Below are 23,345 nucleotides of genomic sequence, written 5' to 3' on the forward strand. Positions count from 1 at the left end.
ATTATGAAATCAAATTATATAAAAAGGATATTGGGTATAGTGGCAATCTTTATTTCAGCATCTTGTTCAGATGATTTTCTGGATAAAACGCCAACGGAGTTTGTAGATTATGATGCTGCCACAAAAACAACAGAGAATTTAATGACGACCTTAAATGGTATTCACAGATCGTTATACATACGCTACGAATCGAATCAAAACGAATGTGGTTTGGGCGGATTAATGCAGCAAACGGATCTTGTAGGCGATGATGTTGTTTTTCCGGCTGTAAACAGTTATTTTTTGTCTGTGTACAACTGGAGCGGATTAAGCAGTGAAAATTCACAAGATGTCAGGTTTCCATACAGAACGTATTACCGTATCATAAGAAATGCAAATACGATAATAAATGCCGCCGACGCTGCAACGGGTTCTCCGGAAGATAGAAATAGTGTAAAAGGACAAGCGCTTTTATATCGTGCTTTTTGCCATTTTCAGTTGGTTCAATTGTATGGAAAAAGATATGTAAACGGCGAAACAAATTCTCAATTGGGAGTTCCGCTGATATTAACGGTTGGCAATGATAATCTTCCGCGTTCTACAGTCGAAGAAGTGTATGCCCAAATTAATAAAGATCTGGACGAAGCAAATATTTTGCTCGTTGGATATAGTAAACCAGATAACTCTCATTTGAATCTAAAAGTAGCACAAGGATTAAAAGCGCGCGTAGCATTAACGCAGCAAAATTGGGCAATTGCAGCAGATTATGCCAATAAAGCACGATCTGGAATGAGCTTAATGTCTGCTGCAGATTATGGCTCAGGATTTAACGATTTTACCAATAAAGAATGGATGTGGGGAAGTCATATCAATGAAGCGCAAACGGATTATTTTGGAAATTTTGGCGCTTTTATGTCCAGAAATTATAATTCGACTGTAATTCGTACTTGTCCAAGAGCCATTAACAGCAAGCTTTACAATATGATTCCGTCTACAGATGTGCGTTCTTCTGTTTTTAGTAAAGATGGTGATCATCCAAACCTTTCATTGCCGGGTAACTTTTCTAAATTTCCGTATACAAGTCAAAAATTCCTTTCGATAAGTACCGGAGACAGCCGATGTGATGTTCCTTACATGCGTGTAGCAGAAATGTACCTGATCGAAGCCGAAGCAAAAGCAAGATTAGCACAACCCGACGCCGCAACCATACTTTTTGATTTCGAAAAAGCCAGAAATCCAGATTACGTTTTATCGACCAATACAGGACAAGATTTAATTGATGAAATCCTCATACAAAGAAGAATAGAATTATGGGGTGAAGGATTTCGGTTTTTTGACTTAAAAAGAACAAATTCAAATCTGGACAGAACAGGAGCAAACCACGATTCGGCAATTACAAACGGAGTTATGACGGTTCCTTCAACAGATAAAAGATGGCAATGGCTGATTCCGAAAGCGGAAATTAATGCGAATCCGTTAGTGAAGCAGAATGAGTTGTAGGGTTTGATTATTCGAAATTCGAATAAAATACCCAAAATTCGAATAAAAACAGTCGATAATCGCATAAGAAAACACCTATGAATCGAGTATCTTAGGTTTTTTAATTAAATCATTATTTATAAATTAAAATCGAATTGATTATGAAGTTAGAAAGTTTAAAATTAGACAAGTTTAAAGACTGTACTTTAAAAAAAGAACAACTGTTTATGCTAAATGGTGGTGGTATTTATTCAAGTGGATCGAACATTTGTGCTCCTCATGGAGCTTCACAGCGAATCATGAACTTTGATTATGGCTATGACTCCAATAGAAATGGAGTAATTACATTTCATGATAGAACCAATATTCAAGATATTTGTAATAACGGTTTTATTACTGCAGATGATTTAGATATTCCTCTTAGACCAGTTCTATAATAATTATTCTTTTTTGGTCTGAATTGTTTAAATACAATTCAGACTGTTTTTTATTCTTTTGAAGGGATTTATAACCATTAAATTAATATTTATTATTTTGAAAAACACATTTATAATTTTTCTACTTATCTTAATATACATTAGTTCTGTAAATATATCATTTGGACAAAATAAACCTAGTCTTAAAACCTTTAGCCAAAATGATTTTGATAAAAATAAAATATTTGATCAGACTTATAACTTATGGAAGGCTCAAAATAATTGGTTTTCAGAATCAAAAGATACTATATCTTATTTTGTAGACGATAGAAATTATAAAGGCGTTATTAATTATGGCGTAACATTTCGCAGCAAAAATTATAAAAATTTCCATTTTGTTGAACATTTATCTATGTGTTTTTTACAGGTAGAGATAAGTAAGTGTGTTTATAATCCTAATGACAACACCATAGATATTGAAGGATTTATTAGTGGAAATGATGATTGGGGGGCGAATCAATTAATTAAAAGAAAAAAACAAAAAAAATATATTGATGTTTTTCTGGGAGTAAAGACCGATACTGTAAAAATCTGTTATTTAGGTAAAATTGTAAACAAAGACAGTATAGAAGTAAAATTAAGCAATAAAGAAATAGATCAATCGACTACGATTCTTGATACTTTTCCTGCTTTTTATTTTAAAAACAACTCTTTTTATAAAACAATTCAAGGAACGAGACAGCCTTTTAAAATAACCGGAAAAGTTACAAAAAACACATTGCTTGCTTTTGGCTCCGGTATGAATTATTCAGAAATTTTTGATTTGGGTTCTATGGTTTATGACCCCAAGAAAAACAGTCAAAAAAAAATTATCAAAAAAGAACAACTTGAATGCAGACCCATACTTACCGCTAATAAGCTCGTAGCTGATATTGAAAAAGAAAATGCTCAAAAAAAAGAAATCAATTATTACACCTATACACAAAATGCAGAGAATTTTATTTTAGCCAGGCAATATGGTAAAGCAAAAGAAGAATATAATGTGCTTGCTCAAAAATATCCTGTTTTATTTGCCAGAGATATTCATAATGCTATTCGTTGTGCCATTTTATCAAGAGATTTTAAAACTGCTTTTTTATGGAGCGAAAAACTGGCTTTAAAAGGTGTTGAAATACCATATTTCAATTCTAAAATTTTTAATGGTATACGTAAAAATCCCGAATGGAAAAGTTTTAGTATTAAATATGACTCAATTTGCAAATTGACAAAAAAGAGTTTTAACTACAGTTTAGAAAAAGAATTAGCTGATTTACTAAACGAAGACCAAGCTGATTATGGATTGGAAAACCGAAAAAAGCCTAAAGAATTATATGAAACTACAGAAAGAGTGACCGCTAAATTGATTGATCTATTAAAAAAAGAAGGCTATCCATCTGAAGAAAGAATAGGGGCGTATGTAGCAAATGACACCACTTTAATATCCTTTCCTGATTTTAATGTTTTAATACTGCATGCTGTTCAGCTAAAACCAAAAAATCTGGATGTTTTAAACGAATTACTAGACAAAAGCACCAATGCATTGGAGTACGATAGCAAAAGAAGTTATAATACTAACAACGAATTTGGTTCCTGCTTTCGTATCTATAAAGGCAATTTGTACAATTCAAAATCGTGCGGAACAAATTATGCTGAGTTTAAAAAAATAAGTTTCAAATTTAGCAATCCTAACAGTTTTATTATGGATTACGGAAATTTTGTTATTGAAGCATATGATCCTAAAAACCATAAAGCTGCGGACGATTACTATGAAGAAAACTATAATCTTATTATGAAACTTACGGATGATTGGGAGTTTTATGATAAATTTTAATTGACTATGATTTTGATATACAGTAAAGATGTTGATGATTTTGTAAATAATGTGATTGATTGTTTAGATGTTGATTTTGTGAGAATAGGAGAGTCAGATAAAGTTACTATTGTGGAAATGAATTTTAGTAATGAAAATAGCTCTTATACAATCAACACAGACTATTTAGAAAATATAGAATTAGAAAAAATTCAAAGCGTTTGGTTTAATGGCGGCTGTATTAATTCGACAGGAAGCAGTTATGAAGATAAATGTTATGAAGTTCTTAATGATGCCTTTATTTTGCAAAAATCTATTAAAAAAATAGGGAAAAGAATTACCGATTTTGAAACCAATCGGCTTGATATAATGCTGGAAGCAAAAAAGCAGGGATTAAAAATTCCGCATACTTTAATTACCGGCAGTAAAGAAAAGCTAAAAACATTCTATGATATTTTTAATAGTAAAAACGGTATCATAGCAAAAAGAATATTAGATACGCTTTATTATCAGGATGATGATTTTCATTATAATTTTAATTTGACTTTTCAGATCACTGATGAAATTCTGGACAAAACATCAAATGAATTTGCTATTTCATTTTTTCAGGAAAGAATCATAGCCGATTTTGAAATTAGGGTAATTTACATTGATGGTTATTTTTATTCATCAGCAATTCACAATTTTGTTAATACTGTAGATATTAGAACTAAATATATAGAAATGAATGATTTGAGAATAGTACCATTTAAATTACCATTCGTTATTGAAGAAAAACTAGAAAAAGTTTTCAAAAAGTTTAATTTAAATTATGGCTCTGCCGATTTAATGTATTGCAATGACGATTATTATTTTCTTGAAATAAATCCAACCGGACAAGTAAGTTTTATAAATAATGCGTGCAATTATGATCTGGAAAATAAATTAGCTAAAATTTTAGAAAATGGATAATAAAAATAAAAAACCAATTAATGTTTTTAATGGACTAAAATCTAAAGTTAGCAAAGAAACTCAAATGATGCCTGCAAGCAATCTGATTACAATAAAAGCATATCAAAATTCTCAAAATATATCTAAACCATTTGTTAAACCAATTTCTAAAATAATCTGATTTTGAAACAATCAAACTTTATTCTTTTTGCTGACTGTATTCCTGTAAAAGGATTTAACAGAAGCATTATTTGTGACACAAAGAATAATAAATTTTATTTCATTCCCAATGGTTTATATGATATTTTAGAAATATATAATGGTAAAACAATAGAAGAAATAAAAGAAAATTTTAAACATCAGTATGATGAAATTATTGATTAATATTTTGATTTTTTAGTTGCCAATAAACTTGTTTTTTTTAATTCAAATCCTGATTTATTTCCAAAAATTAGTACGGAATGGAATTCACCATCATTAATAACAAACATTATTATAGATTACGATGAAATCTTTCATGACTTTAATAATTTAATACCTCAATTTGAAGCATTAAAATGTTCCTATATTCAGCTAAGGTTTTATAAAAATATAAATCTTGATTATATAAAAAATATTGCAAAATTATTAAAAAAGGAAAAATCCAGAATTGTTTCTATCGATTTTATTTTGCCCTATTATCAAGATTTTAATTTGGAAGAATTAAACATATTATTAGCAGAAAATACCAGAATACATTCAATCATCATTTTTAATTCTCCGAATGATAAAACTTACCAGCCATTAAGGCAAAAAATGGGTTACGTAATGCTAGTAAAAAGAAATATAATCGATGAAAAACATTGCGGAATTATAAATGAAGAATATTTTTATTCGAACATTAAACTTTTCAGTGAATCTCAATATCACAACACTTGTTTAAATAAAAAACTTTCTATTGACAAAAATGGTAACATAAAAAATTGTCCATCAATGCATGAAAGTTTTGGTAATATAAAAGATGCAACATTAAAAGAAGTCTTGAATAAAGCCAACTTTAAAAAATATTGGAACATCACCAAAGATCAAATAGATGTTTGTAAGGATTGTGAGTTCCGACATATTTGTACTGATTGTCGTGCTTATATTGAAAATCCTGATAATATAAATTCAAATCCTTTAAAGTGTGGGTATGATCCTTATACTAATCAATGGACAGAGTGGCAAACGAATCCTCTAAAACAAAATGGGATTGGGTTTTATGGGATAGAAGTATAAAGAACAGATTCTAATTTGGATAGAGAGGAGCAAATCATGATTCTGCCATTACAAGCGGAGTTAAAATGGTTCTAGCACGAGATAAAAGATGACAATGGTTGGATTCCGAAAGCGAAGCTTAATGTAAATCCATTTGCGGTGCAGAATGAGTTGTACGGTTTCTATTGATTTATTGTTATAAACCTGCCCGGATTTTGGGCAGGTCTATTTTTTTAATAAAAATCCTAGAATATAAATGATTCTAAATTATTATATAAAATATAAGAAATAGCTTTTTTATCCTAAATCTCCTCAAAAAAATCCATATCAATTCGTTTTAATTGAATAGTTTCATCGACTTGAACACCAACATTAAATTCGATAGCTAGATTGGCTAATTTTTTGCCATCAATAAGAATAATTTTATGTTGTTTGCTTTCCGATGCAGTTTTTATTGCTTCCGGAGAAAATGAAGAAGTTGTTAGAAAAACACCTTTGCTAAAACCTTTAATAGCTAATGAACCAATAAAATTTCGGATATCTCCAGAACCTGCATTATTTGTGGTAAACCTTTTTGCCTGAATACCTACTGATTCTAAACCAAGGACATCCTGTAAAATTATACCATCAATACCATTATCTCCACTTGAGCCTGTTACCATTCCTGAATCTTTTCTAAATCCTCCATATCCCATTGATTGGAGCAATTGAACCACAAATTTTTCAAAATATTGGAAAGTATTTCCTTTTAAATTATCTAATATATCCGATGCTAATTGTTGATTAATTGCATCGATTGTTGTAGTAAGTCTTTCTTGTGGCGTTAGTTCTTCTTCTTCAATTTTACTTGATTCATTTTCTAATCCTTGTGATCCTGTGTTCGAGTTAAAAGTAGAGCGCCATTCATTATACATTGGAAATTGTAGCAATTCCTGCATTCTTAATTTCTCAGGATTTGTTTTCAGAAAATCTAGGCCAACTTGAGTTATTTGGTATACGCCACGTTCTGGATAATGAACCAATCCTGCATTTTTTAAGTAGCTTCTTGACCAACCAACACGATTTCGAAACAATCCCATTTTTCCGCTTGGAACTTGTAAAGATAGATCATCTGGAGTCAATTTGAAGTGACTTGCTAGATTTTCCATAACTTGATTTAGCGACTGTTTATTGCCGTCGTTTAAGTTTTGTAAAAAAGGTAACATTATGGTTTGAAAATCGGGTACTGACATTGTTATTTATGTATGTTTAATTAAAAATATCTAATAATTATTTAAATTATTCTCTGGAAATACATCTGCTAAAGACTCACTTTGTGCAATAACTCTATCAGCTTCCATTTTTGCAACGGCTGGTGGATAACCATAGCGCATTAATATTTTCTTTACAGTTAAACGTAATTGAGCTCTCACATCATCACGTTTACTCCAGTCTACAGTTGCATTTTTCCGTATAACATCGACAATAGTATGTATTAAATCTTTCATCTTGTCATCATCTAAAAAGGAAGTAGAATCATTATTTTTCAAAACACTATAAAAAGCATACTCTTCTGGTGTTAAACCTAAATCCTTTGATTTTTTATCTTCTAATCGCATTTCTTTTGCAATTTCTGATAGTTCCTGTAATACTTGGGCGGAATCTATTTGATTGTTATGATAACGCTTGACAACTGATTCCAGCATTTCGGAGAACTTTTTACCTTGAATAAGATTTTTTGTTTTACGAACTTTTACTTCTTCGCTTAATAATTTTTTAAGTAATTCAAATGCAAGGTTTTTTTGTTGCATATTTTTTACTTCCAACAAAAACTCGTCTGATAAAATCCCTACTGATGGGGCTTTTATTCCTGCTGCTTCAAAAATGTCAATTACACCATCACTTGATAATGCTTCATCAACAATTTGTTTAATTGCAGTTTCTACTTCATAGTCTGATTTTACACCATTACTATTGAACTTGTTTATTCTTGATTTAACTGCCTGAAAAAATGCTACTCCATTTTTAATTCTATCAGCGTCTGCACTAGGAATAGACATTGCAAACAATCTTGATAGCAAAGTAACTTCTTTTAAAAAGCGATCTTTCAAAGTTTCGCTTGATAATATAAAGTTTTGAGCTCCTAACAATATTTGTAATTTTTGAGGAGTTTCTGAAACAAAATAGGCTTTAAAATTATAGCCATTAAACATTTGTTCTATAACTTCAAATTTCTCTTTCATTCCCGCAATAGCTTCTTTTATATCAAATATTGGTTTTCCTTCACCGCCACTTTGCAAATATATTGCCATTGCATTTCTCAAATCTTGACCAATCCCTATATAATCAACTATTAATCCTCCTGGTTTGTCTTTATAGACTCGGTTAACCCTTGCAATGGCTTGCATCAAATTGGCTCCCTGCATTTTTTTATCGACATACATGGTATTCAAACTTGGCGCATCAAATCCTGTAAGCCACATATCTCTAACAATAACTAATTTTAGTTCATCATTAGGATCTTTCATTCTTACTGCTAAATCTTTGCGCTGTTTTTTTGTTGTATGGTGTGGTTGTAACAAAGCAATATCATCAGAAGCACTCGTCATAATAACCTTTATTTTTCCTTTGTCTATATCTGAATTGTGCCATTCGGGTTTTAGGGCAATTATTTCTTCATATAGTTTAGCGCAAATAGCTCTAGTCATACAAACTAGCATTGCTTTACCTTCAAACACTTCTTGTCGTTTTTCAAAGTGATTAACAATGTCTTTGGCAATGTCTTTCAATCTATCAGGATGTCCAACTACTGCATCAATAACAGCTACTTTCTTTTTTGCTTTTTCTAATTGTTCTTCAGTAGCATCAGAAATGGCATTGATTTCTTCATCAATTGTGGATGTAGTTGCATCGTCTAATTTAATTTTTATTAAACGTGATTCATAGCTAATAGGTACTGTTGCACCATCATCAACTGCTTGTTTGATGTCGTAAACATCTATATAATCACCAAAAACGGCAGGTGTTGATTTGTCTTCTTTTTCTATTGGTGTTCCTGTATACCCTATGTAAGAAGCATTAGGTAAGGCATCACGTAAGTATTTTGCATTACCATATCGCGTTTCCATACCATCTTTAGTTTCCAACTCTTTACCTGCAAAACCATATTGACTTCTATGTGCTTCGTCCGCAACGACAACTATATTCGTTCTTGCTGATAAAGTATCGTAAACATTGCCTTTTTCGGGTGAAAATTTTTGAATTGTAGTAAAAATTACTCCACCACCAGAAACTTTTAATAATTCTTTGATGTGTTCTCTGTTTTCGGCTTGTACTGGTTTTTGTCGTAACAAACCAACGCAGTTACTAAATGTTCCAAATAATTGATCGTCTAAATCATTACGGTCGGTTAAAATTACAATAGTCGGGTTTTCCATTAACGGATGCGTAATGATTTGTCCGCTATAAAAAACCATCGTTAATGATTTACCGCTTCCTTGTGTGTGCCAAACTACACCAGCTTTTCTATCACCATCCGTGCTATGTATTGCTCGTATGGTTTGCGCTACAGCTTTTTGCACCGCATAATATTGATGATAAGCGGCCACTTTCTTCACCTTTGTTTGAAAAATTAATCCTGTTTTTTGATCTTTCTTTTCTTCCGATTCAAAAACGGTACAATAACGTATCAATTCTACTACTGTTTTTTTATCTAACATATATTCTGTTAGAATTTGCAACTCGGTTTTAACTTCGTTACCATTATGTTTTGGTGCTTTCCAAGGTAAAAATCTCGAAAAAGGAGCAGAGACACTTGATGCTTTAGCATCTATACCATCAGAAATAATACAAAGTGCATTGTAGTAAAAAATGCTTGGAACGGTATTTTTATACGTTTGTATTTGTTGAAATGCTTTTAATAATGTTGCTTTTTCATTAGTGGCATTTTTTAATTCTATAAAGACCAGCGGTAAACCATTGATATAAATTACTATATCAAAACGTTTTTCGTTATTATTTTCTTTAACTACTAATTGATTGACAACCCAAAAACTATTATTTTCAATATTTTCGGTATCTAATAGAGTAACCGGAATACCAATTATATTTTCGTCTTTTGTATATTCAACAGTAACACCATTAACAAGATGGTTATGGAAGCGCTCGTTGTTTTCCATAATATCTTCTGTACCCAAATTGATCACTTTTTGAAAAGCTTCTACTCGTGCCGATTCAGGAAGCGTTTGATTAAGTTTTTTTAAACAGTCTTTAAAATGATTTTCTAAAATAACCGAAGCAAAATTTTCTCTTTGTGGGTTTTCACTATAAGGTGCAATATCAGGACCATAAAAATAAGTATATCCTTGATTTACTAATTGTGCTATTAGTGACTGTTCTATAGTGTTTTCATTCATATTTTATCCTGAAAAGATTATTATTTTTTCTTAAACTAAAATAGCGTTTCTGCTATCTGCGTATTCGTTAAGCACATTTTGATAAAACTCAATTTGTTTCACAAATTCAAGATAGTGTAAATCTCCATCAATATTTGTAATTTCAGCTAAAAGCATTGTTTCTCTCGCATTCGAATATTTAGCTTTTCGACACTCAACTCCACTTTTTTTTAAGAAAGGAACAAAGCCATCATAAATATCATTTCGTATTTGAATATTGATTTTTACATTCTCCTTTAGATAGATTCTGTAATTCACACGAAGCCTATCATGTTTGAAAACAATATCCATATAAATTCCAATATTTTTGTCAATTGAGGTTAATTCTTTACCTCCAAACCAAAAAGCAAGAAGCGCTTCTCTATTATTAGCAACCTCACCCCAACCAGCATTAAAATGTTGCTTGTACTGGTGAAAAAAGCGAACACAAGACCACCATTTCCAATCTTTTATTGGTTTTATGAGATAATTGTTTGCTTCGATTTCGGCATTATCGAAATGATTTTCTTTTTTTAGCAAATAGCTGTGATATTGTGATAGAAGATCATTATTTATAACATTAACTTTTTCTAATGTGATTACATTCAAAAGATCTTTTACTGTATAATGGTGGTAATTGTTTTCAATTATTCTTGACAGATTTACTTGATATCCTGTTTTGAAATAAATAGGCACTATAACATTGCAAGTTTTTAATTCGGATATTTTGGTTAAATAGCGCTCTAATTGATTAGAATGATCGGAGCTATGTATTTTATCTTCTATGATAATTCCATAAGTACAATAATCCATTTTAAAAGTAACAAATACATCTATTTTATGAAATTGTTGCTTGATTTCCAGTTCTGATATCTCTCCAATTGTAATATTTTGAAAAGCTACCAAAGATTGTAAAAATGAAGTTCCTAAGTTGTGTAATTTCTCATTCTCATTTTTAAATAAAGAATTAGCCCAATGCAATAGCCAGGTTATAAATGCGTCTTGAGTTAGTTCGCTCGTAGCATAATTGAAAATGTTGGGTTGGTTGGTCATTAGTTATATTATTCTTCTGCTATTCAAAAACTCCTTTTAAAAAACTTAATAATTTCTCATCATCAATAATTTCTTTTCGACTTTCAAATAATAAACCAAGTAATTCTTTAATTTGCGGTTTTTCAATGATCCATTTGATTTGGTTATTTTCCCACGAAGCATTTAAAATTCTCAATATTTCTTCATTATTGAAAAAGATTGTATAAGATAAAAGCAAATCTACTAATTCATCAATTCGATTAGAATCATTAGTAATGACCAACTCATCAATCAATGTAATATAATTACTTCTATAATTAAAATCTATAATTTCTCCCGAATCTGTTTCAATTACATATTCTTCTTCTTCGAATATAATTAATACTACCTTATTATCATTAATATTATACCAGTACTCTTTTATGTTTTCTTTTATAATTTTAATATTTAATTCTTCATTTACTTTTTCAATAAAATAATTATCAAAAAATTGAGAAATACTATATTGCTTAAATTCGTTGTAGTCTTTAACTACAAATACATTAGGATTATTTTTAAATGCTTCTCCTAATCGATTATCCTTGGCACAAACAAAAACATATTTGTTAGGTATTTCTTGTAAATATTCTAAAACAGAAAAATAAATTAGAGCGTCTTTAAATCCTTTGTCTGTATTATCATTGGCTTCAAAAGGAGGTAATTTAGATATTGCCAATTCTTTTATTAGTGGAAGGACAGCATTACTTTTTAAATCAATTACATCAAACGGAATAGTCTCCTCATCAATTAGCTTCTGAATATAATTGTCTATATCAAATAGTTTAGTGTCCTCCTCTTTTATTCCCACAAGTTTATGGAAAGGATTAGAAATAAAACTATTTTTTTTATTAATTAGAGAAACTCTTTTTTGTCTTTTAATCTCTTCTAAGACAGTATAAGGTACTAAAATATCAGCATCTTGTGCAAAAAGCTCGAGTTCTTTCCTATTACCGAGAAAAGTATTTGCTTCTGTATTATGTGTTGTATTAGTGTCAAAAATTACTTTCTCTTTCATATTCTAAACTTTAAATTCATGTAGACGGATTTCACCACTCATTAATCTTGGCAATAATTTATTTCGTGTTTTATTAAGAGTTTGGATTTGGGTGTTGTTAATTTCTAATTTATCTAGCAAAGGGCTAAATAAGTTGTTTAATTTTTTTAAAGTCTCATTGTTTGGAATAATAACTTCCGCTAAATCTAAATGATTTCTATTGATATGTCCCATTGTAGTAGCCTTTGTTGCCGCAATACTTTTAAATTCATTTAAATGAAACAATAACCAATGGTAATAAAACCATTTAGGATATTTTTGAGAAGTAACTTTAAATAAATGCTGATTTAAAGCACCTATATCATGTTGCCAAATTACTACTTCTAAACTTCCTGACCAAGAAAATAAAACATCACCATTCTTAATGATATACTTTTTATCTAAAGTTTTATTGGCCCTATCAGTATTTGAAGTAATACCTTGTTTTAGTTCTTTAATTTTTATCACGGGTAATGATTCCTGACCGTCAATTGGTGGATATTTTTGCAAAGCTAAACCATTCAAAAAATCTGCAATATCAGACAATTTGCCAACGCTCCATCCATCAGGTAACACAGTATTAATTGAATCTTTCCCAAACCATTCTGTAAAAATAGTTTGTGCTGTTGCTTCAAGGGTTTTGTTTTGAGCTTGAAGTAATTCTATTTTATTGTCAAAAGCGCTGAGAATGCAACCAATAGATTTTTGTTCTAAATATTTTGGCAGATTAAATTTATGATTTACTAACATGTCTGTTTGAACCCTTTGGCGTCCTGAAGTTCCGTTCATAGCTTTAATAGCAATTTCTCTAAATCTTGGAGATATAGAAAGATAATATATGAAATGTTTGTCGCTTTTGTCTTTAATTTCTCTAAAAACTAAATATTCAGTTGAACCAAATCCAATCTCGTTTTCATTAAGAATATCCACAAAAGCAGTTTTCCCATTTTCCAGACATGGAGTTATTCTAGCCAGTAGGGTATCACCATTTCTAAATTTTGTGCCACCTCCAAATTTTTTTGAATTATAACGTTTTATCTTTTTTGAAAAAGAATCTATACAATCCATAGGTACGTTAATAGCAATAGCGCCTTTAGATAATGATTCTCTGGGATTCACTAGTGTAATATCATTTAAAGTAGTTTCCTCCCAACCCTCAGGTATGTTATTCACTTCAATCATAGGGTTAAACCAATTTTAGCTAATTGTGTAGCAATTTCGTTATTCAGTTCTACCTCCTTGTTCATTTGCTGTTTTAAAGTAGTTGTTAGTGCAGTTATTTTGGTTTCAAAAGAAATACCATCGTCTTCAAAAGCTTCAATACCAACATAACGTCCTGGTGTCAATACATGATTATGTTTTTCAATTTCTTCAATTGTAGCGCTTTTACAAAAACCTTTTATATTGTTATAGTTTTCTCTTTTACGCCAGTTGTGGTAAATATTAGTAACTAAATCAATATCTGCATCAGCTAAATCACGATGTACACGGTCTTTCATATAGCCCATTTCGGTCGCGTCTATAAACAATACTTCACGATTGTGGTTGCTTTTTTCTCTACGTAAAAACCAAATACAGGCAGGAATACTTGTATTGTAAAATAATTGTTTCGGTAATGCTACAATACATTCAATCAAATCGTTTTCTACTAAATTTTTACGTATGTCGCCTTCACCACTGGTATTAGAACTCAAAGAACCATTACTCAAAACAGTAGCCATAACGCCTCGTGGTGCTAAATGGTACAACATATGTTGCATCCAACCATAATTGGCATTTCCGCTTGGTGGAATGCCGTATTTCCAACGTCCATCTTCTTGTAAAATATCAATACCCCATTCGTTTTGGTTAAATGGTGGATTGGCTAAAATAAAATCGGCTTTTAAGTCTGGATGCGCATCTTTGAGAAAAGTACCTTCAGTATTCCATGCTACAAATTTGGAGTTGATGTTGCGAATAGCAAGGTTCATTTTGGAAAGTTTCCAAGTCGTTTGGTTGCTCTCTTGTCCATAAACGGTAATATCTTTTATATTTCCTTGGTGTTCGGTTACAAATTTTTCACTCATTACAAACATTCCACCGCTACCACTTGCCGGATCATAAACTCTACCTTTATAAGGTTCAATCATCTCTACCATCAATTTTACAATGGATTTTGGTGTATAGAATTGTCCTCCTTTTTTACCTTCGGCATTAGCAAATTCACCTAAAAAGTATTCATACACTCTACCAAAAAGGTCTTTTGATTTACCGTTTTCTACTTGTAATTCTGTGTTAGAAATTAAGTCAATTAATTCGCCTAAAGAGGTTTTGTCTAAATTAGCTCGACCATATACTTGCGGCAAAACATTTTTAAGTTCTTTGTTTTCTCTTTCGATGGCTTGCATTGCTTCGTCAATGGTTTGTCCAATTGTTGGTAATTTAGCATTGGCGTGTATGTGGCTCCAACGTGCCTCTTTTGGGACAAAGAAAGTATTTGCTGCCAGATATTCATCTCGGTCTTCGGGATCTGAATATTCATCAGCTTTTAATTTGTCATGCAATTCTCCAAAAGATTCGGAGATATATTTTAAGAAGATTAAGCCTAATACTACGTGTTTGTATTCAGCCGCATCAATATTTTTTCGCAGTTTATCTGCTGATTTAAAGAGTTTTTGCTCAAAAGTACTATTGTCTATTTTAGCCATTAAAAGAATTAATTTGTGATTGTCAAACTTACCAATAAATTAGCACTTTATCAATTGTAAAATCATTATAAATTTAACGTTTTGGAAAATTTTATTTCTATAAAACTATGTAATAGTTAATTGTTTTCATCTTTCAATTCTGAGAATGACAGCAATATACCTATAAATATAATTGATCAATTTAAACAAAACAAATATTGATTTTTAAAAATTAATTTCCTTACGGAAAAGCATATTTCATTACAATTAATTTTCATCAAGGATAGCAATAAATAAAAATAAGACGCTACGTATTTATACATGAGTTTTTATTATTTGATAACCAATTACCTTAAACTAGATATAACAGATGAGCGGAAATATCTCCTTAATGTTTCCTCTTAATTATTTTGATGCTGTTATTTTTTCAATCTTTTAATATCTGCTTCAATTTCCTTTAAGCTTTGTTCGATCTCTATTGTTTTTCTGCCTTCTTTAAATTTTTCAAATTCTTGAGTAGATTTATCCAAAGCCATTTGATGACTAATTTTACCCGCATGCGACAATAATTCTCTTCCGTTAAGTTGCAAAATACTATCCAGACGTTCTGCCCAATCTTTCATGTACATAGGGGTTTGTTGTTGCGCCATAGTCTCTGCAAATGCTAAATATTGCTCTACCAATAATCCTAAAAGTTTTATTTCATCTTCATTAAGATAATTTTTGGCAATACTAACATCTGTTTTCTGAACTGCTTTTGCTTCTTTTTTATCAAAAGATTGCATTCCTAATAATGGTAAAGAAGCATCAACTCTGCGATATACTAATTCAGCAGCCGTGTTTTGAGAAATTGCCCAAAGGAGTTTGTTTTGTACGATTTTGAAAAATGAAACTGTTTTTTCATCTTTTGGATCATAATCGATGCTTGTGGTATAAATATCTTTTATTTTTTGGTAGAAAAACTTTTCAGATATTCGAATCTCACGAATGCGTTGCTGCAATTCGTTAAAGTAATTCATCGTATTGCCTGATTTAAAACGATCATCATTCAATACAAAACCTTTTACAATATATTCTTTTAATCGTTGGGTTGCCCAAATACGAAATTTTGTTCCCTGAAGTGATTTTACTCTGTAACCTACAGAAATTATGACATCAAGATTGTAAAAATTAGTTTCATAGTTTTTACCATCTGACGCAGTTGTTCGGTATTTCCGAACAACTGAACTTTCATCCAATTCGCCTTCCTCAAAGATATTTTTTATATGTTCGCTAACTGTAGCTTTAGATTTTACAAAAAGATCACAAAGTTGTGCCTGAGTCAGCCAAACCGTTTCTTCTTCAAGTCGCACATCAATTTTAATATTGCCTTCCTGATTTTGATATATAAGTATTTCCCCTGTATTCATAATTATGCTGTTCGTCTATAAAATTCATTCATCTTCATTAAAAGCCATTAAGGATTGAGATAAAGTTAAAATGTAATAATTAGATTGCTAAAGTATTGATTATTTAATTAAGATGAATATGAAAAGCATAAACGATTAAAAAAGATATGTTTCTAATAAAACCGATTGTTTTAGCCCTGATGGGAGGGAAAATCCTTTTACTTTTTTCTTTAAAAAGTAAAAGATTTGGAAGGACAGCAGGAACAGCTCCAAAAAAAACGAGACCATTTCTCCTAAAAGAAACAATCTCGTTTTCAATCAACTTAAAAAAATCAGAAATATAAATTATCCGTGCGCTGCTACAGAGACGTCAGCCCATTCTTCCCAGGTTGCTAGTTTTTGTTCGTAAGTTTGTTTTGCAAATGGCAAAGCTACTTTTCCTAAAAATAGGCGTAAAGGTGGGTTTTCAGCTTCAACCAATTTAATAATTGCCGGAACTGTAGCACTTGTTTTTCCGAAAGTATCAGGATCATGTCCTTCTGCAACCGTTTTTTTGATTCCTTCATAAGCTTCGATGCTTTCGCTGTTGAATCCGTTACCCCAAATGTCTGTAAAATAGCCGTTTGGTTCTACCAAAGACACTTTGATTCCGAATTGTTTTACCTCTTGAGCTAAAGTTTCAGTAAGACCTTCAACGGCAAATTTAGAAGCGTTATATATTCCAATAAGTGGTAAAGTTGCGATACCTAAAATAGAAGAAACCTGAATAATGTGACCGCTTTTTTGGTTTCTCATAATTGGCAATACGGCTTGTGTTAACCAAAGCGTACCAAAGAAATTAGTTTCAAATTGTGCTCTTGCTTCGGTTTCGCTTGCTTCTTCTACAGCACCGTTTAAAGCATAACCGGCATTGTTGATCAGAATATCGATTTTACCAAAATGCTGTTTTACTTTTTCTACTACTGCAAATGATTCCTGACGATTGTTTACGTCTAATTTTAGCGGTAAAATGGCATCGCCATATTTTGCTTTTAAATCGCTTAGTGTATCAATATTTCTGGCTGTTGCAGCTACCTGATATCCTTTTTCTAAAAATGCTTCTGTCCAGGCTTTTCCAAATCCTTTTGAAGCTCCTGAAATTAAAATTGTTTTTGACATGATTTCTAATTTTTAATTGTTAATGGTGAAATTTTAATTGTGAATTATAAGTTGTGAATTGTTAATTGTGAATGTTACTATTGAAATTGTTTTTTGCTATTGATATTTGTTTTTTGCCATTGTCATTGATACTTAAACATGACCGTTCGGTCATGTTTTTGATAAAAAAAAAGTTATAAGCACTTTTCTTCAATCATAGATTTTAGGGTTTTGGTGATCACTTTCATTTTTTCGTTATTACCTGACATTCTTGAAATTAAATGTCCGCCTTCCATCATCGCAAACATTACAGTTGCAAAATCGTCTGCGTTCCAGTCCGGTTTAAATTCGCCGTTGGCAATTCCTTTATTAATACTGCTCGCTAAAAGTTGTTGATTAGCGTTACAGCCTTTGTTTATTTTTTCTTTTACAATTGGGTTAGTATCATCAGCTTCAGTTCCAAAATTCAATAACGGACAACCTCCGGTAAGTGGCGGATTTATAGCATTGCTAAAGAAACTGATATAGGTAAATAATTCCTCTTTTGCTGTTTTGGCTTTGCTAATTTCAGACAAAAGTCTATCGCCCAATACTTTCATATTATGATCTACCGCAGCCCAGGCAAGTACTTCTTTATTTTCAAAATGAACATACATGCTTCCTTTAGAGAGTTTGGTGGCCTCCATAATATCGCTCATAGCTGTTGCAGCAATCCCTTTTGTGTTAAAAATTGGGGCAGCTTTCTCTATGATAAATTGTCTGGTTTCTTCTCCCTTTGCCATGATAGCTTTTATTAGGTGTTTTAATTTTACAGTACAAATATATGACCGATTGGTCATATATGCAAATTTATTATGATTTATTTATGATTTGTATGGAAAATAGATTCTTTATGAAGAGAGTTTTTGCCACAGATTTCGCAGATAAAAAGGATTTTTTTCTCGCAGATTACGCAGATTTACGCAGATTTTTAATTTATAAATCTGCTTAAATCTTTTTTAAATCTGTGTTGCGACTTAGCGACTTTGCGAGATTACAAAAGCAGTATAATAAATAATCTTTTTAATCTGTGGCAAGAAAAAATACTAATGATCAGAAAGTATCATATTTGTTTTTGGCTTTTTAGATTTGTTCATTACCAATAATAATAGGGGCAAAGACAAAGCAAAAAACAAACCCACAAGAACAAACGCATCTCTGTAACTTAATAGCGATGATTGTTTGGTAACAACGCCTTCCATGAGTTTTAGAGCTTTACTTCGGGCATCGTTATATGCAAAACCTTTATGTTGAAAATAGTTTATATATGCATTAATTCTGTCCATAGCTTTTACATTATCTGGCGTAACATTTGCAATTAGTACATTTCGGTGTGCGGCAAAACGGTGCGCGATGTACGTATTGATAATCGATACGCCAAAAGAACCTCCCAATTGTCGCATCATATTATTTAGAGCCGCTCCCTGACCAACATCTTTATCATCCAGAGACGAAACGGCGAGCATCGTTAGCGGAACCGTAAGCAAAGCCATTCCCAAAGCCCTAAAAATAAGCGCTGTCGAAATTTCAAACGCACTTGTATTTAAGGTTATGCCTGACATTCGCCAGTTAAAATAAATAAACAATAGAAATCCTGCTGCAATAATAATAACCGGAGAAACGCCTTTTTGTAATAAAGTCCCGCAGAGTTTTAAGGCTACAAGTGCAAATAAAGCTCCCGGAAGCAACAACAAACCTGTTTGATACGGTGAAAAACTCAACAAACGCTGCGCCACAACGGGACTTATATAAATAGAAATAAACATTCCAAAACCGGTTACGAAAGTTAAAATAGCCGCAATACTTAGCGTTTTACTTTTAAGAACCCTGAGATTTACAACGGGTTTTTCGACTTGCAATTCCCAATAAATGAATAGTAATAATGTGGTTACAGCGATCACAGTTAAAATAATAATATATCGGGTTTCAAACCAATCTTCGACTTCGCCTCTTTCCAGAACCGTTTGCAAAGCGCCAACACCTATGGCAAGTAAAGCAATTCCTGTCCAGTCAACTTTTGCTTTTTCAGGTTTAACGGGCGGTTCTTTCAGCAGAAAATAACATGAGATCGCTACCAAAATTCCAATTGGAATATTGATTAAAAATATCCACGGCCAATCGTAATTCTCCGTAATATAACCACCAAGTGTTGGTCCAATTGTGGGACCAATAAAAATTCCTGCACCAAACAAAGCGCCTGCTGTCGATTGTTTGTCTTTCGGAAATAGCTCAAAAACAATAACTTGAGATATAGACAATAAAGCGCCGCCGCCAATGCCCTGAAAAAATCTGAAAAACACCAGCATCCAGATATTCGAAGCATGTCCGCACATAAACGAACAGAAAGTAAACAAGATAATCGAACCAATATAATAATTACGTCGACCGAGAGTCGCGCTCAAAAAACTCGTAATCGGAATAATAATCACATTGGCAATTGCATAAGCGGTGATAACCCAGGAAGTATCTTCGAGCGTTGCGCCAAGATTTCCGCTCATATGATACAGCGCCACATTTACAATCGATATATCAATTAGCTCCATAATGGCGGCTAAGATTACGGTAAAAATCAGTAGTTTTCGGTTTAATTCACTCATGTTATATTTTATACCAATCGGTATATTTTAGTTCAAAAAAATTGTTTGATATGTTGTATAATTTCCAAACACATAGAAATATAGATTTTATAAAAAGCAAAAAGTCGTTTCACTAGTATTAATAAACATACCTATGCTTGAGAAACTATATGTTTCTATGTGTAGATCAATAGGCAAAAGTTTATTTATCAGATGATAAAACCTTTTTTACCACATTGGTTTTATAAAGATTTGAATAGGCGCGGGCAATTAATCTGGTTTCGGCTTCGTTCCAGATTTCGCATTGTGCATTAATAAATTGTCTTCCTTTTTTAATAATTAATGTTTTGGCAAATATCGTATCGCCTACATGAGCGGGAGCAAAATAATCAACATTCAGGTTTATCGTGGTATAAAAATGTTCTTCATCCAATGAAAATAAAGTCGCACCAATACAATCGTCGGCAATTGCAGCGGTAACACCACCGTGTAATGATTTAATCGGGTTCGACATTTCTTCCCTTACAACATATTTAAAAGTAACTGTTCCGGGTTCTGCAACCACAACAATTGGTTTCATCCACAACATAAAAGGCGAGGGCGAAGCTGTAAATTCCCTGTCAAGGTGATCTTGTAATACTTGTAATCTTGTTTTTCGTTCCATTATTTTTGAATTGTAAATTGTGAGTTGTGAGTTGTAAAATGTGAATTGTAAAATATGAATTGTAAATTGTGAGTTGTGAGTTGTGAATTGTGAATTGTGAGTTGTGAATTGTGAGTTGTGAATTGAAAATGTGAATTGAGTTTATTTTGCTTTTGACATCTAACATCTAACATCTAACATCTAACATCTAACATCTAACATCTAACATCTAACATCTAACATCTAACATCTAACTTTTAACTTTTAACTATTTTCATACTGATCGGTATATTTTTGAATAAAAAAAGAGTTATTCTAAGTCGTTTATGATTTTATTTAATGAGATCATGATCGTAGATAAAATGCTTAAATCTCCGGTAACTTTTGCAATCATAACCGCGCCTTCAATTATGGCTATAAAAGTTAAGGCAGTTCGTTCAACGTCAATAGATTTGGCTTTAAATTCGCCCGCAGCAATGCCTTGTTCGATAAAATACATTATTTTTTCTTTCCACCAAAGAATAGCCCTTTCTACATTTTTTCTCAGTATTTGGTGTGTGTCGTCAGCTTCTGTGGCCGTATTCAAAATTGGACATCCACCGCTTGTAACCCTTAAATCATAATAATGAGAATACAAACGCGGATAAACTAATAATTTGTCTTTGAATGTTTTTTGCTTATCAATTTCATTGGCAAAAGTATCCTGAAGTTTTTTGATATTGTATTTAAAAACAGCAATTGCCACTTCATCTTTATTTTCAAAATTGCCGTAAATACTTCCTTTTGTAAGTCCCGTAGCCTCAGTAATATCGCTCATAGAAGTTCCGCTGTATCCTTTTTTATTAAAAATAGGTGCAGTTTTTTCGATGATATATTGCTTGGTTTTTTCGGCTTTACTCATAATTGAAATGAAATAACAGTGCAAATATATACCAATCGGTATAATAAATAATCCTTTTTTATCAATTTTTTTAATTTGAAGAGGATTGAAGTAGAAATTTAATTTTTAGCAGCAGCTTTTGTTTCTCTATTTTTAATATGATTTCGGTGTGCAATTCCCCAATTAATCATCTCCATTATAATTGGTCCAAAAGATTGACAATACTCAGTCGATTCATAAAGTATAGGCACTTTTGCATCACGGTCTTCCGTTCTTTTTACAAGATTATTCAACTCCATATCTTTCAGTTCTTTCGAAAGCATTCGTGAAGTTATGCCCGGAATACTTTGCATAATTTCTGTAAATCGGGTATTGCCATTGCAGATCGAATTAATGATAGGCAATTTCCATTTTCCACCCAAAACATATATAGTATCCTGAAGCGCCTGAAACTCTTCTTTCTGATTTCTAGCCATGAAATATTATTTTTTACTAAGGTATAAAAAACATTTTATTTCTTTTAAAAACACATAAGTGATATAAGTAAAGATATATTTTTTTAAGTCTTGTTGTATTTAAATTTATATCATTCACATAGTTTCGTAACTAATTAATTAAACCTTCAAACCTCTGTCCCTATGAACCTCTGTCCCTTTGCACCTTAAAAAAAACAATTTCAGTATACTCAATGATACCTCCAAAAAAGCAATATACATTTGAATTTAACTTTGTCCCGTTAATTTAAAACATATAAAAATGGACAATTTAAAAAATAAAGTTGCCGTAATCACAGGCGGAAACAGCGGTATTGGTTACGCAACAGCAAAACAATTAAAAGAGCAGGGCGCAACGGTTATTATTACCGGAAGAAGAAAAGAAGCCATCGAAACCGCCGCTTCACAATTAGGCGTTACTGCTATCGTTTCAGATCAGTCAAATGTTGCCGATACAGAAAATCTGGTTGCAAAAGTGAAACAAGATTTTGGCCAGGTTGATATTTTGTTTATCAATGCCGGAATCACTGGATTAGGAACTATCGAACAAACTACCGAAGCTTTATTTGACAGTATTATGAATATCAATTTTAGAGGCGCGTATTTTACTTTAAGCAAATTTATTCCAATTTTAAAAGACGGCGCGTCAGTTGTATTTCTATCTTCAAATACGGCAAGTATGAGTTACGCAGGATCATCTGTTTATTCGTCTGGTAAAGCGGCACTTAATTCTGTTATGAAAATTGCATCTTTAGAATTAGCGCCAAGAAGAATCAGAGTAAATTCGATTAGTCCCGGACCAACAGAAACCGAAGTAATGAAAAAAGCAGGTCTGGACGCTGAAACCCTTAAAACAATTATGGAAGCTGTGGTAGACAAAATTCCCCTAAAACAAATGGGAACTTCAGAAGACGTTGCCAAAATGGTTTCGCATCTAAGCAGCGACGCCTCAAAATTCATCACCGGAGCCAATTTTATTATGGATGGGGGAATGGTTCTTAATTAAGGTTCAAAGGGACAGAGGTTCAAAGTAGCAAAGGCTCAAAGCTGCAAAGTTTTTTTTAAAGTTAATAAGGTTCTAAGTTTTTGCCTACTGTCTTTGTTCCTATGAACCTTT

The 23,345-nt window shown here is 31.8% G+C and carries 20 protein-coding genes and 1 pseudogene; 8 read left to right on the forward strand and 13 right to left on the reverse strand.

The window, feature by feature from the left end; translation table 11 throughout:
- Positions 1-3: 3 nt before the first annotated feature.
- The 7 genes and pseudogenes from OLM54_RS04245 to gwsS all read left to right on the forward strand — a co-directional run.
- Positions 4-1,479, forward strand: a complete 1,476-nt coding sequence (locus OLM54_RS04245; RefSeq protein WP_264537359.1) for a RagB/SusD family nutrient uptake outer membrane protein — start codon at positions 4-6, stop codon at positions 1,477-1,479.
- Between the two features lie 140 nt (positions 1,480-1,619).
- Complete coding sequence (locus tag OLM54_RS04250) at positions 1,620-1,895, forward strand: hypothetical protein (protein WP_264537360.1); 276 nt, start codon at positions 1,620-1,622, stop codon at positions 1,893-1,895.
- A 97-nt stretch (positions 1,896-1,992) separates the two neighbouring features.
- The gene (locus OLM54_RS04255; RefSeq protein WP_264537361.1) at positions 1,993-3,744 is read left to right on the forward strand and encodes a hypothetical protein; all 1,752 of its coding nucleotides are present in this window, start codon (positions 1,993-1,995) and stop codon (positions 3,742-3,744) included.
- A 6-nt stretch (positions 3,745-3,750) separates the two neighbouring features.
- Entirely contained in the window at positions 3,751-4,674 is a 924-nt protein-coding gene (locus OLM54_RS04260; protein ID WP_264537362.1) for a hypothetical protein, read from the forward strand.
- A complete protein-coding gene (locus OLM54_RS04265) occupies positions 4,667-4,834 on the forward strand; it encodes a hypothetical protein (protein ID WP_264537363.1) in 168 nt (55 codons plus the stop codon). Before OLM54_RS04260 ends, OLM54_RS04265 begins: the two co-directional genes overlap by 8 nt.
- Before the next feature lie 2 nt (positions 4,835-4,836).
- Entirely contained in the window at positions 4,837-5,037 is a 201-nt protein-coding gene (locus OLM54_RS04270; protein ID WP_264537364.1) for a hypothetical protein, read from the forward strand.
- Positions 5,038-5,049: 12 nt separating this feature from the next.
- Positions 5,050-5,910: pseudogene (gene gwsS / locus OLM54_RS04275) on the forward strand (grasp-with-spasm system SPASM domain peptide maturase); the annotation flags it as partial.
- A 281-nt stretch (positions 5,911-6,191) separates the two neighbouring features.
- Here the strand turns inward: gwsS and OLM54_RS04280 are convergent.
- From OLM54_RS04280 to OLM54_RS04340, 13 genes are all read right to left on the reverse strand, one after another.
- Positions 6,192-7,121, reverse strand: a complete 930-nt coding sequence (locus OLM54_RS04280; protein ID WP_319802310.1) for a winged helix-turn-helix domain-containing protein — start codon at positions 7,119-7,121, stop codon at positions 6,192-6,194.
- A 30-nt stretch (positions 7,122-7,151) separates the two neighbouring features.
- Positions 7,152-10,283, reverse strand: a complete 3,132-nt coding sequence (locus OLM54_RS04285) for a type I restriction endonuclease subunit R (RefSeq protein WP_264537365.1) — start codon at positions 10,281-10,283, stop codon at positions 7,152-7,154.
- A gap of 30 nt (positions 10,284-10,313) precedes the next feature.
- Positions 10,314-11,354, reverse strand: coding sequence for a PD-(D/E)XK nuclease family protein (locus OLM54_RS04290; protein ID WP_264537366.1), 1,041 nt, complete (start codon positions 11,352-11,354; stop codon positions 10,314-10,316).
- Positions 11,355-11,373: 19 nt separating this feature from the next.
- Positions 11,374-12,387: a PIN domain-containing protein gene (locus tag OLM54_RS04295; protein ID WP_264537367.1), complete on the reverse strand. Its 1,014-nt coding sequence runs from the start codon at positions 12,385-12,387 to the stop codon at positions 11,374-11,376.
- 3 nt (positions 12,388-12,390) lie between these two features.
- Entirely contained in the window at positions 12,391-13,587 is a 1,197-nt protein-coding gene (locus OLM54_RS04300) for a restriction endonuclease subunit S (protein ID WP_264537368.1), read from the reverse strand.
- On the reverse strand, positions 13,584-15,092 hold the full coding sequence (locus OLM54_RS04305) for a type I restriction-modification system subunit M (protein WP_264537369.1): 1,509 nt from the start codon (positions 15,090-15,092) through the stop codon (positions 13,584-13,586). Before OLM54_RS04305 ends, OLM54_RS04300 begins: the two co-directional genes overlap by 4 nt.
- A 398-nt stretch (positions 15,093-15,490) precedes the next feature.
- Positions 15,491-16,480, reverse strand: coding sequence for a virulence RhuM family protein (locus OLM54_RS04310; RefSeq protein ID WP_264537370.1), 990 nt, complete (start codon positions 16,478-16,480; stop codon positions 15,491-15,493).
- Between the two features lie 324 nt (positions 16,481-16,804).
- Complete coding sequence (locus tag OLM54_RS04315) at positions 16,805-17,617, reverse strand: SDR family NAD(P)-dependent oxidoreductase (protein ID WP_264537371.1); 813 nt, start codon at positions 17,615-17,617, stop codon at positions 16,805-16,807.
- Between the two features lie 173 nt (positions 17,618-17,790).
- Positions 17,791-18,378 (reverse strand): TetR/AcrR family transcriptional regulator, encoded by a 588-nt coding sequence (locus OLM54_RS04320; protein ID WP_264537372.1) that lies wholly within the window; start codon positions 18,376-18,378, stop codon positions 17,791-17,793.
- A gap of 303 nt (positions 18,379-18,681) precedes the next feature.
- A complete protein-coding gene (locus tag OLM54_RS04325; protein ID WP_264537373.1) occupies positions 18,682-20,232 on the reverse strand; it encodes a DHA2 family efflux MFS transporter permease subunit in 1,551 nt (516 codons plus the stop codon).
- 181 nt (positions 20,233-20,413) lie between these two features.
- Positions 20,414-20,875 (reverse strand): PaaI family thioesterase, encoded by a 462-nt coding sequence (locus OLM54_RS04330; RefSeq protein WP_264537374.1) that lies wholly within the window; start codon positions 20,873-20,875, stop codon positions 20,414-20,416.
- 289 nt (positions 20,876-21,164) lie between these two features.
- On the reverse strand, positions 21,165-21,755 hold the full coding sequence (locus OLM54_RS04335; protein WP_264537375.1) for a TetR/AcrR family transcriptional regulator: 591 nt from the start codon (positions 21,753-21,755) through the stop codon (positions 21,165-21,167).
- A 98-nt stretch (positions 21,756-21,853) separates the two neighbouring features.
- Positions 21,854-22,210 carry a winged helix-turn-helix transcriptional regulator gene (locus tag OLM54_RS04340; protein ID WP_264537376.1) on the reverse strand — a complete coding sequence of 119 codons (357 nt, stop codon included), beginning with the start codon at positions 22,208-22,210 and terminating at the stop codon, positions 21,854-21,856.
- Between the two features lie 280 nt (positions 22,211-22,490).
- Here OLM54_RS04340 and OLM54_RS04345 point away from each other — a divergent pair, with 280 nt between their 5' ends.
- Positions 22,491-23,234, forward strand: a complete 744-nt coding sequence (locus OLM54_RS04345) for an SDR family oxidoreductase (RefSeq protein ID WP_264537377.1) — start codon at positions 22,491-22,493, stop codon at positions 23,232-23,234.
- The last annotated feature ends 111 nt before the right edge of the window (positions 23,235-23,345 follow it).

Source organism: Flavobacterium sp. N1736 (genome assembly GCF_025947065.1).
Taxonomy (GTDB): domain Bacteria; phylum Bacteroidota; class Bacteroidia; order Flavobacteriales; family Flavobacteriaceae; genus Flavobacterium.

Bases quoted from the DNA above. Each gene is read 5' to 3' on its own strand.
- OLM54_RS04245 (WP_264537359.1), top strand. From the start codon at position 4: ATGAAATCAAATTATATAAAAAGGATATTGGGTATAGTGGCAATCTTT.
- OLM54_RS04250 (WP_264537360.1), top strand. From the start codon at position 1,620: ATGAAGTTAGAAAGTTTAAAATTAGACAAGTTTAAAGACTGTACTTTA.
- OLM54_RS04260 (WP_264537362.1), top strand. From the start codon at position 3,751: ATGATTTTGATATACAGTAAAGATGTTGATGATTTTGTAAATAATGTG.
- OLM54_RS04265 (WP_264537363.1), top strand. From the start codon at position 4,667: ATGGATAATAAAAATAAAAAACCAATTAATGTTTTTAATGGACTAAAA.
- OLM54_RS04280 (WP_319802310.1), bottom strand. From the start codon at position 7,121: ATGTCAGTACCCGATTTTCAAACCATAATGTTACCTTTTTTACAAAAC.
- OLM54_RS04285 (WP_264537365.1), bottom strand. From the start codon at position 10,283: ATGAATGAAAACACTATAGAACAGTCACTAATAGCACAATTAGTAAAT.
- OLM54_RS04290 (WP_264537366.1), bottom strand. From the start codon at position 11,354: ATGACCAACCAACCCAACATTTTCAATTATGCTACGAGCGAACTAACT.
- OLM54_RS04295 (WP_264537367.1), bottom strand. From the start codon at position 12,387: ATGAAAGAGAAAGTAATTTTTGACACTAATACAACACATAATACAGAA.
- OLM54_RS04300 (WP_264537368.1), bottom strand. From the start codon at position 13,587: ATGATTGAAGTGAATAACATACCTGAGGGTTGGGAGGAAACTACTTTA.
- OLM54_RS04305 (WP_264537369.1), bottom strand. From the start codon at position 15,092: ATGGCTAAAATAGACAATAGTACTTTTGAGCAAAAACTCTTTAAATCA.
- OLM54_RS04310 (WP_264537370.1), bottom strand. From the start codon at position 16,480: ATGAATACAGGGGAAATACTTATATATCAAAATCAGGAAGGCAATATT.
- OLM54_RS04315 (WP_264537371.1), bottom strand. From the start codon at position 17,617: ATGTCAAAAACAATTTTAATTTCAGGAGCTTCAAAAGGATTTGGAAAA.
- OLM54_RS04320 (WP_264537372.1), bottom strand. From the start codon at position 18,378: ATGGCAAAGGGAGAAGAAACCAGACAATTTATCATAGAGAAAGCTGCC.
- OLM54_RS04325 (WP_264537373.1), bottom strand. From the start codon at position 20,232: ATGAGTGAATTAAACCGAAAACTACTGATTTTTACCGTAATCTTAGCC.
- OLM54_RS04330 (WP_264537374.1), bottom strand. From the start codon at position 20,875: ATGGAACGAAAAACAAGATTACAAGTATTACAAGATCACCTTGACAGG.
- OLM54_RS04335 (WP_264537375.1), bottom strand. From the start codon at position 21,755: ATGAGTAAAGCCGAAAAAACCAAGCAATATATCATCGAAAAAACTGCA.
- OLM54_RS04340 (WP_264537376.1), bottom strand. From the start codon at position 22,210: ATGGCTAGAAATCAGAAAGAAGAGTTTCAGGCGCTTCAGGATACTATA.
- OLM54_RS04345 (WP_264537377.1), top strand. From the start codon at position 22,491: ATGGACAATTTAAAAAATAAAGTTGCCGTAATCACAGGCGGAAACAGC.